Here is a 16,460-nt window from a genome sequence, read left to right on the forward strand (position 1 = left end):
CCACCCCCTCCGCCCGCACGATTACTCCCGCGAGCCGCTACGTCCCTCCCTCCCCCCCCCCCCCCCCCCCCCCCCCCCCCCCCCGGTACGGAGACCGGCCGGGATGCATGCCCCCTGCGCGCACCCCGGCCGGTGGGATCACCGTCACCGGTCTGACGTGATCCCGCCGGTGCGTGTCCGCCGCGGACGACGCACCGTGATCGCGGGTGACCGCTCACCCCACCTCGCCACCGGCTAAGCGTTCCGGCCGGCGTACGCGTCGGTGGAGTGCCGTCCGCCGTTGGTCGCGGTCCCCGCGAAAGAAGAACCCGTGTACGTCGTGCCCTGGTCCCCGGCGGCGGGGTCCGGGGCGGTGTCGGCGGCATTTCCCGGTGGCCCGGCCAGAACCGAGGCGATGGCCGCCTGGGCTTCCCGCCGACGGCGGTTCCAGGCTCCCCGGTCGCCGTCGAAGTAGCCCTGGCGGTATCCGAACCGGTAACCGACCCGGTAGCTGAGCTGGCCGTGCAGGCGACCGGCGGCATAGCTGGACGAGCCCAACAGAAGTACGAGGAAGACCGCGAAGAAGGGGCTCATCTGGCCACCCCGGCCGGTACGCGTCGCCCGTTCATTGCTCCTCCGACTCGGTCGGGGTGGGATCGGCGATGAGCAGCCGATCGAGATCGTCCGTACTCACCTCTTCGACCAGCTCGACACTGATCCGGCACCCGTCGAGTACGACCTCGGCCACGGAGGCCCGGCGGATCTCCCCGCCCGCGTCGTAGACCCGCACGCTCAGCTCGGGGCAGCCCAGGTGGGTCCGCCACGAGTTCCACTCGGCCCGGTCGCCGACGTTCAGCGACAGGTAACGACAACCCCGGGCCAGATAGAGGCGCCACGGGGCGCTCAGCCCCGCAGCCACCCCGTCGGCGATCAACCCGAATGCCTGGGCACGGGTTGCGAGTTCCGTCACCGAATCCCTCCTGTCACGAGGAGGTGACCCACGTGAGCACCGATGGTCTCAAGCACGTGACACACGTTAGATCGTCCCACGTACGTGACAGTATCATCTTTTCGTCTGATTACCCCCAGACCCGCGTACCACTACTCTGACCACGTGATACCCCTCAACACGAGCACCAAGTCGTTTACCGGGATCCCCACCCAATCGTCACGTGCACGGCACGAAAACACACCGCCTCCGGCGGAATCCGACGACTGGACGTACCGTCACCGGGTGCCGGACAGTGCCCACGGACGCAAGATCGCCTTCGCCGCCTTCGTACGCAAGGCCCTCGACGACGCCCGCGCCACCCGCGCGTGGTCCGGCACGGAGGTCTCCCGGCGCACCGGCGTCTCCCGCCAGACCATCAACCGCTGGGTACGCGGCGAGTGGGCCAGCGACCCCGAAGCCGAACGCGTCGTCGCGTTCTGTGAAGGGCTCGGCATCAGCCCGACCACCGCCTTCGGAGCGCTCGGCTGGGACCGGACCACCTCCGCGCGCCCCGCCCCGGGCACCCCACCGATGGACCCGGACGTCGAAGCGCTGCTCCGCCGACTGGTGGATCCCCACGTCTCCGAGGCGGAGAAATTTCACATCAGGGAGACAATCAGATATCTGGCATACCGGCCCACCTTGCCAGGAGATGTCCGAAAAGGGGGTAAGCGGGCGGGCTAGTTCCTCAAATGGCGCAAGAATCGCCATGCTTCTCATGCGTACCGCACCAGCACCTGAATACGCGCGCTAACGTGCCTTTTCGTACTGCTTGGGCTCGTCGTCGGCGGGGGGACGGGACAAAGCCGAACCCAGCCCTGCGGGACAGAAGGAGGGGTCTAGCCATGACCCTGAAATGGATGGCAGCCATGGTCGCGGCCGTGTCAGTGACACTGTGCGTGACCGCCAACGTCGTGCTCGGCACCGTCAACGGCGCGGAACTCCCGGTCGTGGTGAACATGATCGCCCTCACCGCCACCGGCGTCGCGACCGTTCTTGCCGTCGTCGCCGATCTGCACGAACGACTCAACGAGCGGGTCACCGCGCTCACCGAATTCCTCATCGCCCGCCTGAACGAACTCGACAGCCACACCGGCGACCGCAACACCGGATTTGTCGAGGGTTACCTGCTCAGCCACCCTGACCCGTCGGTGGTACCGATCGGGCCACGGATGCACAGCCGCCGCGCCATGCTCGGGGGCGAGGACTGAAGGTTCAGCTGGACGCCATCTAAGACCGTAACGACCGGGGTACGCTGACGCCCGTGCGGCCGATCAACACGGGCAATCAGCGCCCGACCCGACCCCTGACAGCGGAACAGGCCTGGCAGGCCACCACTGGCCGGGCCGGGCAGTGCGCGCTCTTCTTCGACTTCGACGGCACGCTCGCCCCGGTCCATGACGACCCGACCGCGGTGCAACCGGCACCGAAGGTCCTCGCGGCCCTCGACGCCCTCGCCAGCGTCGTCCAACGGGTCGCGATCGTCTCGGCCCGCCCGGTCGAGTTCCTCCGCGACCACTTCACCGGGCTGACCGACGTCGACCTCTACGGACTCTACGGACTGGAACACAGCCACGGATCCGGCGAGACGGTGACCGAGCCGACCGCGCTGCCATGGGTGCCGACCATGGCCGAACTGGCCCAACAGGCCCGCGACGAGCTGCCCGAGGGCACCCTCGTCGAATACAAACGACTCTCCGTCGCCCTGCACTACCGCACCGCGCCCCAACTGGCGAAGACCATCGAATCCTGGGGTCGCGACCAGGCCCAACGCCGTGGCCTGCGAGTGCAGATCGGCCGGATGGTCATCGAGATCAAGCCCCCGGTCGACCGCGACAAGGGCATGGTCATCGGCGAAGCCGTACAGGGCGCCGGCTGCGCCTGGTACTTCGGTGACGACGTCTCCGACATCAAGGCCTTCGCCGCACTACGCGCCCGCGAAGAGACCCACCCCGACTTCTTCGGCGTCTGCGTCGCCGTCGCCAACCCCGAGACCGGCGAAGAGGTAGCCACCGCCGCCGACCTCACCATCGACTCCCCCGAAGCCCTGGGCGACTTCCTCACCGAGGCCGTGCACAGGTTTAACTGACGCCGGCTCCGCCGGCGTGGCTCGCTCCGCTTCGCGCCGCCTGATGCGGTGACTTCGTCCTGCGGGCGGCGAAGGCTTCGCCTCGCCGTCCTCGGACGAAGTCACCCGCCCCCGATGCGCTCGGTCGACTCGCGACCTTCGTTGCGGTTACGACGGACTTTCGCTTTCTTCGCCGTCCGGTTCTTCTGGTCGGCGGTCCAGCTAAAAGTGCCCCGGGTACGCCCGTGGCGCCGACCCAGCCGCGCATACCCGGGGATCCGACGCTCGCCTCCACAGTGGCCCCCAGCCGCCGCTACCCACACCGGCGCCGCATCCGCCCACCCCACCACCCCGAGCCCTCCCCACCCCACCCCACCTCCCCACCCCACCTCCCCACCTCCCCACCTCCCCACCTCGCCGATCTAGGGCAAATACGTGTTCCTGGAGATCCACAAGCACGTATTTGCCCTAGATCGGCGAGGAGAGCGATGGGGGGCGGGGGGGCGGTGAAGAAAGCGTGAGTGCGTGGTGACCGCTACAGACGTCGCGAGTCGACCGAGCGCCGCCGCGGTGACTTCGTCCGAGGACGATGCGGCGAAGCCGTCATCGCCCGCAGGGCGAAGTTGCCGCACTGGGCGGCGCGAAGCGGAGCGAGCCAACCGAGCGGAGCGAGATCATCAAGCTCCGTACCGGCGTTGTCGGCTGGCGTAGGACCGGAGGGCGCGGAGGAAGTCGACGTGGCGGAAGTCGGGCCAGTTGGCGTCGCAGAAGTAGAACTCGGAGTGGGCGGACTGCCAGAGCAGGAAGCCGGAGAGGCGTTGCTCGCCGCTGGTGCGGATGACCAGGTCGGGGTCGGGCTGGCCGCGGGTGTAGAGGTGTTCGGCGATGTGTTCGGCGTCGAGGACCTCGGCGAGTTCTTCGATGGTTCCGCCGGCGGCGGCGTGTTCGTAGAGCAGGGAGCGTACGGCGTCGGCGATCTCGCGGCGGCCGCCGTAGCCGACGGCGATGTTGACCTGGGCGCCGCCGACCCGGTCCTGGGTACGTTCCTCGGCGGCCTTGAGGGCGGTGGCGGTCTGTGCGGGTAACAGGTCGAGTGCGCCGACCATCCGCAGTCGCCAGGGGTTGCCTTCTTCGGCGAGTTCGACGACGAGGTCCTCGATGATCTGGAGCAGCGGGTCGAGTTCGCTGGCGGGGCGGCGCAGGTTGTCGGTGGCGAGGAGATAGAGCGTGACGTGCCCGATGTCGGCCTGGTCGCACCATTCGAGGACGTGTTTGATCTTGGCGGCGCCGACCCGGTGGCCGTCGTTGGGGTCGACGTAGCCCATCTCCCGGGCCCATCTTCGGTTGCCGTCGCACATCACGCCGACGTGCTGGGGCACGGGCTTACCGGCCAGCTTCGCCGCCAACCGCCGTTCGTACGCTGAGTAGACCAGGTCCCGCAGAGTCATCCCCTGCAGACTAGCGACCCAAATCGTGGGGCGAGCCGGGGGCGCCCATCAGCGGGTGACGAGTCCGCGCCCGATCTTCCGCAGCGTACGGAGGTCGAGCAGTCCGTCACCGAGTCCCAGTTCCACCATGACCTCGAAGACTCGCCGGTCGGATTGGGCCGCCCGGATGGCCGCGTCGACCACTGTCCGGTGTCGGGCCAGCCGGGCGGTGGCGGAACTGTGTCGCAGGTGACGGCCGAGGCGGCGGCGCAGCGCGTGGGCGTACCGGTCGGCGGCGTGGTCGGGGGAGGTGGCTGCGGCCGTACCGGCGAGGGCGCCGGAGAGGACGGCGTAGAAGATGCCCTCCCCGGTGAACGGGTTGATCAGGGAGAGCGCGTCGCCGGCGAGCACGATCCGGTCCCGGCCGGGGGCCGGTCGGCGGGTGGACAGCGGCAGGTGGTGGGCGCGCAGGTCGGTGACGGTGTCGGGGGCCAGTTCGGGCAGCAGGGTGTGCAGGCCGTCGAGCAGGCGCTGTCGGCTGACCGGGGTGCCGCGCAGGACTTCGCCGTACCCGATGTTGGCCCGGCCGTCGCCGATCGGGAACGACCAGGCGTAGGCCGGCCACCCGCTGCCGGAGGTGATGATGCGCTGCTCGACCGGGCCGCTGCCGGCGGGCGCGTAGCCCCGGATGGCGATGGCGAGGTGTCCGTCGGGGTTGTGGCCGTGGCCGAGCGCTCGGCGGACGACGGAGCCGGCGCCGTCGGCGCCGACCACGGCCCGGGCCGACAGCATCCGGTCGAGCACGACCCGGTCGGGCCGGCTTTCGATCCGGCGTACGGTGTGCCGGCGCAGGTCCGCACCGGCGGCCACCGCCGCGGCGACCAGACGGGCGTCGAAGACCTTCCGGGGGACCGTGTACGCGGCCCGGGGCAGGTCCCGGGCGACCTGGGCCCCGCCGGGTGCCACCAGTCGCAGCGCGGGCACCGGCGCGTAGCCGGTCACCGCGTCCCGGACCCCGAGGTCGGCGAGGACGTCCAGGGTGTGGGCGGCGATTCCGTCCCCGCACGCCTTGTCCCGGGGGAAGTCGGCCCGGTCCAACAGGAGCACGCTCGCCCCGGCCCGGCGGGCGGCCAGTGCGGCGCTCGCGCCGGCCGGGCCGGCGCCGATCACGGCGACGTCGTAACAGTCCATGCTCACCGGGCCGGTCCGCCGGTCGGGACGCGCCGGACCGGCTCGGTTGCCGACGTGCTGGCGGGTGGGCGGCAGGACGGCCGCCGGGCGTGGGTCCCGGCGGCCGTTGTCATGCTGCTGATAATGCCCGGTTACGGGCGAGACGGATAGGTTGTCCTACCGCCGTCGGCGTGTCCTGCGCCGGCTCAGGCGGGCTGTTCGGCGTCGAGCCGGGCGCGTAGCGCGTCCAACTCGGCCCAGAGCACGCCCGGCAGCTTGTCGCCGAACTTCTCGAACCATTCGTTGATCATGGGCAGCTCGTCGCGCCATTCGTCAACGTCGACCTTCAGGGCTATCCGGACATCCTCCGGAGTGAGACCGAGCCCCTCGACATCCAACGCGTCCTGCGCCGGCACCATGCCGATCGGGGTCTCGACGGCGGCCCCCCGACCCTCCAGCCGCTCGATGATCCACTTGATCACCCGCGAGTTCTCGCCGAAGCCCGGCCAGAGGAAGTTGCCGTCCTGGTCCTTGCGGAACCAGTTGACGTAGTACACCTTCGGCAGCTTGCTCGCGTCCCCGTCGGTGCCCTTGCCCATCTCGATCCAGTGTCCGAAGTAGTCACCGGCGTTGTAGCCGATGAACGGCAGCATCGCCATCGGGTCCCGCCGCACCACCCCCACCTGACCGGCCGCCGCAGCGGTGGTCTCCGAGGAGAGCGTCGCTCCCATGTAGACGCCGTGGACCCAGTCCCGAGCCTCGGTGATCAGGGGAATCGTGTCCTTGCGCCGGCCGCCGAAAAGGATCGCGTCGATCGGCACCCCGTTCGGGTCGTTGAACTCGTCGGCCAGAATCGGGCACTGGGCCAACGGGGTGCAGAATCGCGAGTTCGGGTGCGAGCTCAGTTCGCCGTTGTCCGGCGTCCAGTCGTTGCCCTTCCAGTCGACGAGGTGCGACGGTGCCTCGCCCATCCCCTCCCACCAGACGTCACCGTCGTCGGTGAGGCCCACATTGGTGAAAATCGAGTTGCCCCGGTCGAGCGTACGCATGGCGTTGGGGTTGGTCTTCCAGTCGGTTCCCGGCGCCACTCCGAAGAGCCCGAACTCGGGATTGACCGCGTAGAGCCGGCCGTCCTCGCCGAATCGCATCCAGGCGATGTCGTCGCCGATCGTCTCGACCTTCCACCCCGGAATCGTCGGCTCCAGCATGGCCAGGTTCGTCTTGCCGCAGGCGGACGGGAAGGCACCGGCGATGTAGTGCACCTTCCCCTCCGGCGAGGTGACCTTCATGATCAGCATGTGCTCGGCGAGCCAGCCCTCGTCCCGCGCCATCACGCTGGCGATCCGCAGCGAGTAGCACTTCTTGCCCAGCAACGAGTTGCCGCCGTAACCGGACCCGTACGACCAGATCTCGCGGGTCTCCGGGAAGTGCGAAATGTACTTGGTCTCGTTGCACGGCCAGAACGAGTCCTGCTCGCCCGGCGCCAACGGCGCACCGAGTGAGTGCAGCGCCGGCACGTAGTTGGCGTTGTTGCCCATCGCCTCCAGCACCGTCGCGCCCATTCGCGTCATGATGCGCATGGAGGCGACCACGTACGCGCTGTCGGTGATTTCCACGCCGTACATGGGGTCTTCCGCCTCCAGCGGGCCCATGCAGAACGGGATGACGTACATGGTGCGTCCGCGCATCGAACCGCGGTAGAGGTCCGTCATCGTCCGTTTCATCTCGGCCGGTGCCATCCAGTTGTTGGTGGGACCGGCGTCGGCCTCGTCCACCGAACAGATGTAGGTACGGTCCTCGACCCGCGCCACATCGGAGGGATCCGTACGCGCCCAGAAGGAGTTGGGTTTGAGCTCCGGATTGAGTCGGACCAGTGTTCCGGCCTGCACCAGCTCGTCGGTGAGCCGTTGCCATTCCGCCTCGGAGCCGTCCGCCCAGACCACCCGTTCGGGTTGGGTCAGCTCGGCGACTTCCTTGACCCAGGCGAGCAACTTGGAGTGGGACGTCGGAGCTTGATCGAGCCCCCGGATGGTTGCCGGAGCAGACATGACGATTCTCCTTGTGGTCGACGCTGACCGATATGAGGGGTGAAGCGACACCCGACGGGCTGGAGATGCTCGCCGGTGCAAAAGCCTGGGATTTCCACCAGCCTAAACCGAATTACCGATCGGGGCAGCGAGACGGGTTGTGAAGAACTGCACAAGATACGGTGGTTTTGCGGTAAGGCGAGCAATCCGCCGCTCCCGCGCGCAGTTTCACGCAAATCTTTGCGCGCCGTCCCGACGCGGGGCGCTCTGTTGTGGCGCCCGCTGGGCCGTCGCGACGATTCACCCAGGGTGCGAGAAGCGGGTCCGGCCGACGGGGTTGATCCCAGCCGTACCAGCCGTGGCGGTAACCCCGCTGTCACCGTTGGCGACAGTGGACGCCTTGCCGCACAGCGGTTTCAGGCTGGTCGGCGCGCCCGGCGACGACTCGCGGCAGCCGGGAGTCAGGGCGCCCCCGGAGCCGGTAGGCTCGACCTGTGTCAGCCACCGTTACCGGCGATCAGCCCTCTCCCCCGGGCACCCGGCAGGGTCTCTTCCGCACCCTCTTCAACCGGTTCGGCCACCTCGTCCGAGAGTTGGGCAAGTTCGGTCTGGTCGGTGGGGTGGCGTTCGCCGTGGACCTGGCGGTGTTCAACGTCGCCCGCGAGGTCTGGGAGATGGAGACGCTCAGTGCGAAGACGGTCTCCACCGTCGTCGCCGCGACGATCGCCTTCGTCGGCAACCGGTTCTGGACCTGGCGCCACCGCGAACGCACCGGCATGGCCCGCGAGTACGGGCTCTACTTCTTCTTCAACACGGTCGGCCTCGGCATCGCCCTGGCCTGCCTGGGGATCAGCCACTACGGGCTGGGCAGCATCTGGCCGGGAGTGTTCAAGTCGCTGCTCGCCGACAACATCGCCGCCAACCTGGTCGGTGCCGCACTGGGCACACTGTTCCGGTTCTGGTCCTATCGGCGGTTTGTCTTCGTCGGTCCGGCCGCACAGGATGCCCCGGACGTCATCACCAAGAGTGATCAGTAGCGTGACCTGGCGCCCACCTGCGCGCCGGCCGCTCCCGGTCGGTGTTGTCCTGCCCTAAGGTGACCAAATGCGTCTTGTCCGGCTGCTCCCCGACCGTTGGCAGAAGTTCGCCCGCGAGGCCGCGAAGTTCGGCATCGTGGGCGGCGTCAACACCGTCATCAATTACGCGGTGTTCAACGCGCTCGCACTGACAGTGTTCGAGAACGGCCAGCTCAAGGCAACGGTCATCGCCACCGTTATCGCGGCGATCAGCTCATACCTGATGAACCGGTACTGGACATACCGGGATCGCCCGAAATCGGCAATGCGTCGCGAGTACCTGCTGTTCTTCCTGTTCAACACCACCGGGCTCGCCATCGAGCTCGGCGTGCTGGCGGCGGCAAAGTACGGCCTGGGCATCCACGGGCTGCTCGCCCTGAACGTCGCGAAGACCGTCGGGGTGGGCCTGGCCACGGTGTTCCGCTTCTGGTCGTACCGCACGTTCGTGTTCCAACCGGTGGCGAGCCACGTCGACGGGCACGACCACGGTGCGGACGGGTTGGTCGAGCTCGACCCGGTGGCCGAACTGGCCGAGGCGGTCACCGAGCTGGAGGAGGCCTCCCACCGGATCCCGTCCGCGCCGGACGGCCCCGTCAACGGCGGACATCCTTCGGTCGACGACAACCCGCTGACCGTCAAGGATGATCTGACGGCCGAGTTCGCCGACGAACTGCGGGCTGCTGCCGCCCACCGCCCCGCAACGCATTGACCAGCCCGTTGACCAGCAGCCCGATGACCGGCAACCCGGCGATCAACACCCCGTCGACCGGGGCGGCGATCCGCTCCGGGACGGGCGCGGCGGCCGACATCTTCTTCGAGGACCTCAGCCCCGGGCGGACCTTCGACCTCGGCGTGACCACCGTCGACGAGGCCGAGATGGTGGCGTTCGCGGAGCGCTTCGACCCCCAGTGGTACCACCTCGACGCGGAACTCGCCCGGCAGAGCCACTACGGCGGGATGATCGCCAGCGGCTTCTTCACGGTGAGCCTGTTCATGCGCGCGTACGTCGACCACCTGCTCTCCCGGACCGCCGCCGACGCCTCCCCCGGGCTGGAGGAACTGCGCTGGCTCGCCCCGGTCCGGGCCGGTGACCGGCTCGCCACCCGACTCGACGTGGTCGGTCGCAAGCACTCCACCGCCCGGCCGGGACTCGGCACCGTCACCATGAGCGCCACCATGGTCCGGCTGGACGCTGACGACCAGCCGGAACAAGAGGTGTTACGGACCAGGTTCCGTGGCTGGTTCGTCCTTCGCGAACCAACCGCGACCACGTCCGGCGACGGTGACGGTGACGGTGACGGCACCGGGCTCTGACACCCGGTGCCGGCGATCCGGCCGGCGGCGAATCGTCAGGGCTTGTCGCGCAGCGGCTTGCCCTCGCTGACGTCGGCGAGCACCTCGCGCAGCTCGCCCTCACCGAGCGAGTGCTTGTCGTGGTCCGCCTCGACCAGTTCGTAGAGCCGGGTCTGCACCTGGCTGACGTGCGGGATGTCGGTGAGCACGGTCTGCCCGCGCTCGCCCGCCGACTCGATGGTCAACGTGCCGCAGCCGAGCAGCCGCTCGACGAAGTGCTGGTTCATCGTGTGGTCGTTGACCCGGCCGAGCGGGATGTCCCGACGGTCGAGGTGGAAGACACCCTGTTGCAGCACCACCCGCTCGTTGGTGAACAGGTAGTGGGTGGCCCGCCAGACCAGGAACGGCCAGAGGCTGAGCCAGAGTACGAGCACCAGACCGATGGCCGCGAGCACGTACAGGCCGATCCTGCCGGCGTCGCCGTCGGGCAGCAGCACGCCCCCGACGACCACCGCGGCGATGGCCAGCACCAGCACCAGAACCGGCCGGATCAGGGCCTTCCAGTGCGGGTGCAGATGCAGCACGACGTGCTCGTCCGCGGTGAGCACATCTTCGGGGAAAGCCACGCAAACCTCCTGGGATACGTCAGTGTTCGCGCTGACCGTAACGGCTCGGGGTTACCGGACGCGTCACCTGATCGCCGACACACCCCCGGTGTGCCGGGCACGGTTGTTCCGCCCCCGGTGTCCGACTCGACCCCGCGCGTCAGCGCAGGTGCAGCACGTCACCGGCGGCCACCCGATGCTCACCGTCGGCTGCCCGGACCACCAGCCGCCCCTCCGGATCGACCGTGGTCGCCGAGCCGACCAGCTCGTCGCCGGCCGGCAGCAGCACCCGTACCGGCTCGCCGACCGTGGCGCTGTGCCGCAGGTAGGCGGCGCGCAGGCCGGACGCCTCGGCGTCACCACCGGCCAGCCGCCAGCGCCCGTACCAGTCGGCCAGACCGCGCAGCAGCGCCCGCAGCAGTGGATCGCGGTCGACCACCGACGCACCGGCCAACCGCAGCGAGGTGGCCACCAGGCCGGTCGGGTTGGTCGGCAGCTCGTCCGCCCGCAGGGTCACGTTCAGCCCGATCCCGACCACGATCGCCGGTGGCTGGCGGACCGTGGCGGCCGGCACCGCCTCGGCCAGGATGCCGGCGCCCTTCGCCGCCCCGAGCAGCAGGTCGTTCGGCCACTTCAGGCCCACCGCCAGCCCGTCGGGCAGCTCCCCGATCCGGGTCACCGCCTCGACCAGCGCCACCCCGGCGAGCAGCGGCAGCCAGCCGTACGCCGAGGGGGTCACGCCCGGCCAGCCCCGCGCCTGCACCGGCTCCCCCGGCCGGAGCAGGACGCTGGTCGCGATCCCGGCCCGGGGTGGCGACTGCCAGCTGCGGCCCCGCCGACCGCGCCCGGCGGTCTGCGTCTCGGCGACCACCACCAGCCCCTCCGGCTCGCCCGCGGTCGCCGCGGCGACCGCGTCGGCGTTGGTGGAACCGGTCTCGGCGCGCAGGTCGAGCCGGGTCCAGAAGCCGTCCGGGGTGACCAACGCCCGCCGCAGCCCACGGGCGTCGAGCGGAGGACGGTCAAGATCGGTGTACGGCGAGCCCGGCATCAGCCCAGCCTACGGCCGCCACCCCGGCCGCCGACGGACGAGTGAGGCCAAGCCCACCCCGGCGATCGGCGACGGCTGCCGAACGCATCGTTACGATCCAGGACTGGGCCTGTGTGAGAAGCAGCGCCGGGCGTGCCCGGGCACCGTGAGCGCGAGGAGCGAACGAGGCTGGCCCCGCAGAGTCGCGAGGAAAGGCAGACACCGAACGTGAGCGCGAGCAGCAAAGTCGAGACCAACACCCACAGCACCGCCGGCAAGCTGGCGGACCTGCAACGACGGGTGGACGAGGCGGTGCACGCCGGCTCGGCCCGAGCGGTGGAGAAGCAGCACGCGCGGGGCAAGAAGACCGCCCGCGAGCGGATCGAGCTGCTGCTCGACCCCGGCTCCTTCGTCGAACTGGACGAGCTGGCCCGGCACCGGTCGACCAACTTCGGACTGGACCGCACCCGCCCGTACGGCGACGGCGTGGTCACCGGGTACGGCACCGTCGACGGCCGGCAGATCTGCGTCTTCGCCCAGGACTTCACCATCTTCGGCGGCTCCCTCGGCGAGGTCTTCGGCCAGAAGATCGTCAAGGTGATGGACCTGGCCATGAAGATCGGCTGCCCGGTGGTGGGGATCAACGACTCCGGCGGCGCCCGGATTCAGGAGGGCGTGGTCAGCCTCGGCCTCTACGGGGAGATCTTCTTCCGCAACGTCCGCGCCTCCGGTGTCATCCCGCAGATCTCGCTGGTGATGGGACCCTGCGCGGGTGGCGCCGTCTACTCCCCCGCAGTCACCGACTTCACCGTGATGGTCGACCAGACCTCGCACATGTTCATCACCGGACCGGACGTGATCAAGACGGTGACCGGCGAGGACGTGGGCATGGAGGAGCTGGGCGGGGCGCGTACGCACAACACCCGCAGCGGCAACGCGCACTACCTCGCCAGCGACGAGGAGGACGCGATCGACTACGTCAAGGCGCTGCTGTCGTACCTGCCGGCGAACAACCTCGACGAGCCGCCGACGTTCGCCGCAGAGGCGGAACTGGAGATCACCGACACCGACCGGGAACTGGACACCCTGATCCCGGACTCGGCGAACCAGCCGTACGACATCCACACCGTGATCGAGCACGTGCTCGACGACGGGGAGTTCCTGGAGGTCCACCCGCTCTACGCGCAGAACATCGTGGTCGGCTTCGGCCGGGTCGAGGGGCGCCCGGTCGGGGTGGTGGCGAACCAGCCGATGCACTTCGCCGGGACCCTGGACATCGCCGCGTCGGAGAAGGCGGCCCGCTTCGTCCGCACCTGCGACGCGTTCAACATCCCCGTACTGACCTTTGTGGACGTACCCGGATTCCTGCCCGGCACCGGTCAGGAGTGGGACGGCATCATCCGCCGGGGCGCCAAGCTCATCTACGCGTACGCCGAGGCGACCGTCCCGAAGGTCACCGTCATCACCCGCAAGGCCTACGGCGGGGCGTACGACGTGATGGGCTCCAAGCACCTCGGCGCCGACCTCAACTTCGCCTGGCCGACCGCGCAGATCGCGGTGATGGGGGCCCAGGGAGCGGTGAACATCCTCTACCGCGCCGAACTGGGTGCCGCCGAGGACCCGGCAGCCGTCCGGGCCGCCAAAATCGCCGAGTACGAGGAGACCCTGGCGAACCCGTACGTCGCCGCCGAACGCGGGTACGTCGACTCGGTCATCGCGCCGGCGCAGACCCGTACCCAGATCGTCCGGGCGCTGCGGGTGCTGCGGACCAAGCGGGAGACGCTGCCGCCGAAGAAGCACGGCAACATCCCGCTGTAGTCGCCAATCCCCGCTGCTCAGCAGCCCGGGTGGGCGTACGGGCAGAGCCAGGCGGTGGCCCGGTCGGCGAGCTGGCGCATCCGCGCGTCGTCGTAGTCGTACGACTCCAGCACGGCGACCAGGTCACCGACCCGGACCACGGCGTAGAGGGTGACCCGGCCGCCGTCGGGTCCCGCACCGGCCGGGCTCGTCGGCGCGCTCACCTCCTGCCGCACCAGCAGGGACTGGTTTCCGGCGAACCCGTCACCGAGCACGCGCCAGGCGTGCCGGGTGCCGTTGGGGGTACCGGAACCGCCGGTCGTGACACCGGGGCTGGTGCCGGGGGCACCGGGCTGGGTGCTCGGCGCTTCCCGGTCGGCCCCGGCGGCGGGCGGGGACGAACCGGCGGGACCGCTCGGCCCGACCGACGGGCTCGGGGCGCCCGACCCGCCGGGGGGGACCACCGGGGTCGGGGTGGCGTACCCGGTCGAGACGGTCGGCGGGGCGTCGTACGTCCGGCACGCCTCAACCACCCGGCGTACGTCCTCCACCACCGACCGGGCGGCACCGCCGTCGGCGTACCGGACCACCTGCTGGGTCAGCGACTGCCGGCGTCCGTCCTCGGTGTCCCCGTCGATGCTGTGCCCCCGGCTGTACAGGTAGTTCTGGTAGCCGGCCAGGCGCAGCCCCGGATAGGCCGGGCAGCTCTGGCCGAGCCGGAACGGCCAGTCCGGTGCCGAACCGGGCGGACCGCTGCGGTCGTCGCTGATCCGGAAGTTGAGCCCGAGGTCGGCCGGCTGGAGCAGGGCGATCGCGGGAATCCAGGCTGTGTCGAGGCTCGTCACCGCGCCGCCTGACCGCGCCGGTGACCGCCCGCCCGGTGGTAACGGCACGGTCGCCGGGCCGACGGTGTCCACATCGGGCCGCCCGGCCACGGACTCCGGTCCGGCGCCGGTTCGGGGCAGCGCCCCGGCCAGCCCCCAGATCGCGGCGATGACCATCACGACGGCGAGCGGCACCGCCACCGCCGTACGCCGGGCCCGTCGCCGGCCCACGGCCCGGATCTGTTCCGGCGCCGGCCAGGTCACCCCGGCCAGGTCGGCGGCGAGTCGTTCGGCGAGCAGTCGGGCCCGGTCGCCGAGCAGGTCGGGCAGGACCGGATCCGGGTACGGGTCCGGCGGTGGCTCGCCCATCAGCGCCGCCAGTGACTCCGGCAGTACGTCGCGCGGCGGCTCCGCCGACAGGTCCACCACCGGTTCCGCCTCCGGTCGCCGGCCCACCTCCGGCGTCTCCCGCGCGTTCGTCTTCGGCTCCGGGTCCGGGTCCGGCGTCCGCTCCACCCACGGCTCAGGCATCGGCGGCCTCCTCCAGTTCGACGACGGCCAGCAGGCCGGCCAGCGCCACCCGCCCCCGGGACAGCCGGGCCTTGACGGTGCCGACCGGCGCACCGGTCTCCCGCGCGACCTCGGCGACCGGAAGACCGAGCAGGTAGTACAGAGCCAGCGCGGTCCGCTGCTCCTCGGGCAGCCGGCGCAGCGCGGCCACCACGTCGACGGTGTCGGTACCCGGTCCCGGCGTCACGGTCTCCACCGCCCCGTGCCGCAGGTACGCCCGTGCCCGGCTGCGGATGGTCCGCCAGCGGCTGACCGCGACCCGGGCGGCGACCACCCGTACCCAGGATTCGGGGTCCTCGTACCCGCTCACCGTCGACCAGCGCTGCCAGGCCCGGATGTACGCCTCCTGGACCGCGTCCTGTGCCTCCGACAGGTCACCGGTGAGCAGGTAAACGTAGCCGAGCAACCGTTGCCGGCTCCCCCGGTAGAACTCGTCGAATCCGCCGACGTCGTCGGGCACCGGCTACCTCCCCTGGGCGTCGGAGGTCATACGCGTACGGGCGGGTGTTCGGTTGCCGCCCGGCGCCGACTTTTCCGGCGTGCCGGGTCACGGCAGCAGTTGCGCCGGTGGGAAGCCGCCGGCCGGGATCCGTTCGCGTACGGCCCGCCGGACCGCGCGCTGCACGGCGGCGTTCACCGGGGTAGGCACCCCGTGCAGGCGCCCCAGCAGCACGATCTCGCCGTTGAGGTAGTCGGTCTCGGTCGAGCCGGTGCCCCGGGCCAGGCTCTGCCAGGTAGAACTGCCGGCCCGTGCCCGCCCCGCCACCGGCCGGGCCGCCACGTTGTCGGCCCGGTCGGCGATCTCCTCCGCTCGGGAGGTGTGCGCGATTCCGGCCGCCGCCAGGGCCGCCATCCCCTCGGCGCGTAGCAGGTCGGCCAGCTCCTGGTCGGCGTCGCGGCCGAAGAGCGCGTCCAGCCCGTTGCCGAGGTTGGCCAGCAGTTTGCCGTACTTCCAGCGCATCACGTCGTCCCGTACCCGGGTGACGAACCCGCTTTCGGACAGCTCGTCGGCGATCCGCCGTACGGTGTCGTCCGCGCCGCTCGGGTAGCCGCCGAGCTGCAACATGCCCGAATGCGGGTGCCCTTCGGCGGCGATCAGACCCGGTTCGAGGAAGGTGGCGGGCAGCCAGAGGCAGACCGGGTAGACCCGGTCGAAGCGGCGCAACGCGGCCCGCTCGTTCGCGACGCCGTTCTGGGCGGTCAGCAGCGGCAGCCGGTCGGCGGCCGTACCGCCGCCGGTCACCGGAGCCCCCGCCCAGTCGCCGAGCGCGGTCTGGGTGTCCTGGGACTTCACCGTGAGCACCAGGACGGTCTCCGGCGTCAGCTCCAGTTCGGCCGGGCCACCGACGGCGGGCAGGGTGACGCTCTGTTCGCCGTCCGGGGTGGCCAGGGTCAGCCCCCGGGAGCGGAGCGCGTCCAGTTGCGCGCCGCGGGCCACCAGCGTCACATCGTGGCCGGCCAGGGCCAGCCGTACGCCGATCGTCCCGCCGACCGCACCCGCGCCGATGATCACGTAACGCACCGGATCATTCTGCTCCTGCCCGCTCGGCCGGACTCGGGCGACCCGTCGCCGGGTACGCGGGATCGACCGGGCCGGGTCCGGGTG

General features: G+C 70.4%; 17 protein-coding genes. 7 read left to right on the forward strand and 10 right to left on the reverse strand.

Annotation, left to right across the window (positions count from 1 at the left end; translation table 11 throughout):
• Window positions 1-234: 234 nt before the first annotated feature.
• Complete coding sequence (locus tag ACZ6QQ_RS21125; protein ID WP_465878237.1) at window positions 235-573, reverse strand: hypothetical protein; 339 nt, start codon at window positions 571-573, stop codon at window positions 235-237.
• Window positions 574-604: 31 nt separating this feature from the next.
• A complete protein-coding gene (locus ACZ6QQ_RS21130; RefSeq protein ID WP_465878239.1) occupies window positions 605-949 on the reverse strand; it encodes a hypothetical protein in 345 nt (114 codons plus the stop codon).
• Between the two features lie 264 nt (window positions 950-1,213).
• On the opposite strand from ACZ6QQ_RS21130, the gene ACZ6QQ_RS21135 reads away from it, so the two are divergent.
• The 3 genes from ACZ6QQ_RS21135 to otsB all read left to right on the forward strand — a co-directional run bounded on the left by ACZ6QQ_RS21135 (window position 1,214) and on the right by otsB (window position 3,059).
• Window positions 1,214-1,654 (forward strand): XRE family transcriptional regulator, encoded by a 441-nt coding sequence (locus ACZ6QQ_RS21135; RefSeq protein WP_465878242.1) that lies wholly within the window; start codon window positions 1,214-1,216, stop codon window positions 1,652-1,654.
• A gap of 161 nt (window positions 1,655-1,815) precedes the next feature.
• Window positions 1,816-2,181 (forward strand): hypothetical protein, encoded by a 366-nt coding sequence (locus ACZ6QQ_RS21140; RefSeq protein ID WP_465878244.1) that lies wholly within the window; start codon window positions 1,816-1,818, stop codon window positions 2,179-2,181.
• 53 nt (window positions 2,182-2,234) lie between these two features.
• Window positions 2,235-3,059 (forward strand): trehalose-phosphatase, encoded by an 825-nt coding sequence (gene otsB / locus ACZ6QQ_RS21145; RefSeq protein WP_465878247.1) that lies wholly within the window; start codon window positions 2,235-2,237, stop codon window positions 3,057-3,059.
• A 656-nt stretch (window positions 3,060-3,715) separates the two neighbouring features.
• On the opposite strand, the gene ACZ6QQ_RS21150 is transcribed toward otsB, so the two are convergent.
• From ACZ6QQ_RS21150 to ACZ6QQ_RS21160, 3 genes are all read right to left on the reverse strand, one after another.
• Entirely contained in the window at window positions 3,716-4,486 is a 771-nt protein-coding gene (locus tag ACZ6QQ_RS21150) for an isoprenyl transferase (protein WP_465878249.1), read from the reverse strand.
• Window positions 4,487-4,534: 48 nt separating this feature from the next.
• On the reverse strand, window positions 4,535-5,656 hold the full coding sequence (locus ACZ6QQ_RS21155) for an NAD(P)/FAD-dependent oxidoreductase (protein WP_465878408.1): 1,122 nt from the start codon (window positions 5,654-5,656) through the stop codon (window positions 4,535-4,537).
• A gap of 185 nt (window positions 5,657-5,841) precedes the next feature.
• Entirely contained in the window at window positions 5,842-7,683 is a 1,842-nt protein-coding gene (locus tag ACZ6QQ_RS21160; protein WP_465878251.1) for a phosphoenolpyruvate carboxykinase (GTP), read from the reverse strand.
• 473 nt (window positions 7,684-8,156) lie between these two features.
• Between ACZ6QQ_RS21160 and ACZ6QQ_RS21165 the strand changes: the two genes are divergently transcribed.
• The 3 genes from ACZ6QQ_RS21165 to ACZ6QQ_RS21175 all read left to right on the forward strand — a co-directional run bounded on the left by ACZ6QQ_RS21165 (window position 8,157) and on the right by ACZ6QQ_RS21175 (window position 10,052).
• Window positions 8,157-8,699 carry a GtrA family protein gene (locus ACZ6QQ_RS21165; RefSeq protein ID WP_465878253.1) on the forward strand — a complete coding sequence of 181 codons (543 nt, stop codon included), beginning with the start codon at window positions 8,157-8,159 and terminating at the stop codon, window positions 8,697-8,699.
• A 67-nt stretch (window positions 8,700-8,766) separates the two neighbouring features.
• Entirely contained in the window at window positions 8,767-9,447 is a 681-nt protein-coding gene (locus ACZ6QQ_RS21170; RefSeq protein ID WP_465878255.1) for a GtrA family protein, read from the forward strand.
• Between the two features lie 23 nt (window positions 9,448-9,470).
• Window positions 9,471-10,052 (forward strand): MaoC/PaaZ C-terminal domain-containing protein, encoded by a 582-nt coding sequence (locus ACZ6QQ_RS21175; RefSeq protein ID WP_465878258.1) that lies wholly within the window; start codon window positions 9,471-9,473, stop codon window positions 10,050-10,052.
• A 35-nt stretch (window positions 10,053-10,087) separates the two neighbouring features.
• Here the strand turns inward: ACZ6QQ_RS21175 and ACZ6QQ_RS21180 are convergent, their stop codons facing one another.
• Together ACZ6QQ_RS21180 and ACZ6QQ_RS21185 are read right to left on the reverse strand one after the other, a co-directional pair.
• A complete protein-coding gene (locus ACZ6QQ_RS21180; protein ID WP_465878261.1) occupies window positions 10,088-10,657 on the reverse strand; it encodes a PH domain-containing protein in 570 nt (189 codons plus the stop codon).
• Between the two features lie 139 nt (window positions 10,658-10,796).
• A complete protein-coding gene (locus ACZ6QQ_RS21185; RefSeq protein WP_465878263.1) occupies window positions 10,797-11,684 on the reverse strand; it encodes a biotin--[acetyl-CoA-carboxylase] ligase in 888 nt (295 codons plus the stop codon).
• 207 nt (window positions 11,685-11,891) lie between these two features.
• Between ACZ6QQ_RS21185 and ACZ6QQ_RS21190 the strand changes: the two genes are divergently transcribed.
• Complete coding sequence (locus tag ACZ6QQ_RS21190) at window positions 11,892-13,481, forward strand: acyl-CoA carboxylase subunit beta (RefSeq protein ID WP_465878266.1); 1,590 nt, start codon at window positions 11,892-11,894, stop codon at window positions 13,479-13,481.
• 17 nt (window positions 13,482-13,498) lie between these two features.
• Here the strand turns inward: ACZ6QQ_RS21190 and ACZ6QQ_RS21195 are convergent, their stop codons facing one another.
• From ACZ6QQ_RS21195 to ACZ6QQ_RS21205, 3 genes are all read right to left on the reverse strand, one after another.
• Entirely contained in the window at window positions 13,499-14,815 is a 1,317-nt protein-coding gene (locus ACZ6QQ_RS21195; RefSeq protein ID WP_465878269.1) for a hypothetical protein, read from the reverse strand.
• Window positions 14,808-15,314: a sigma factor-like helix-turn-helix DNA-binding protein gene (locus ACZ6QQ_RS21200; RefSeq protein WP_465878272.1), complete on the reverse strand. Its 507-nt coding sequence runs from the start codon at window positions 15,312-15,314 to the stop codon at window positions 14,808-14,810. The genes ACZ6QQ_RS21195 and ACZ6QQ_RS21200 overlap by 8 nt, the downstream gene beginning before the upstream one ends.
• A gap of 87 nt (window positions 15,315-15,401) precedes the next feature.
• Complete coding sequence (locus ACZ6QQ_RS21205; protein ID WP_465878274.1) at window positions 15,402-16,376, reverse strand: ketopantoate reductase family protein; 975 nt, start codon at window positions 16,374-16,376, stop codon at window positions 15,402-15,404.
• Window positions 16,377-16,460 lie beyond the last annotated feature (84 nt).

The organism is Micromonospora sp. NPDC049529, assembly GCF_055586685.1.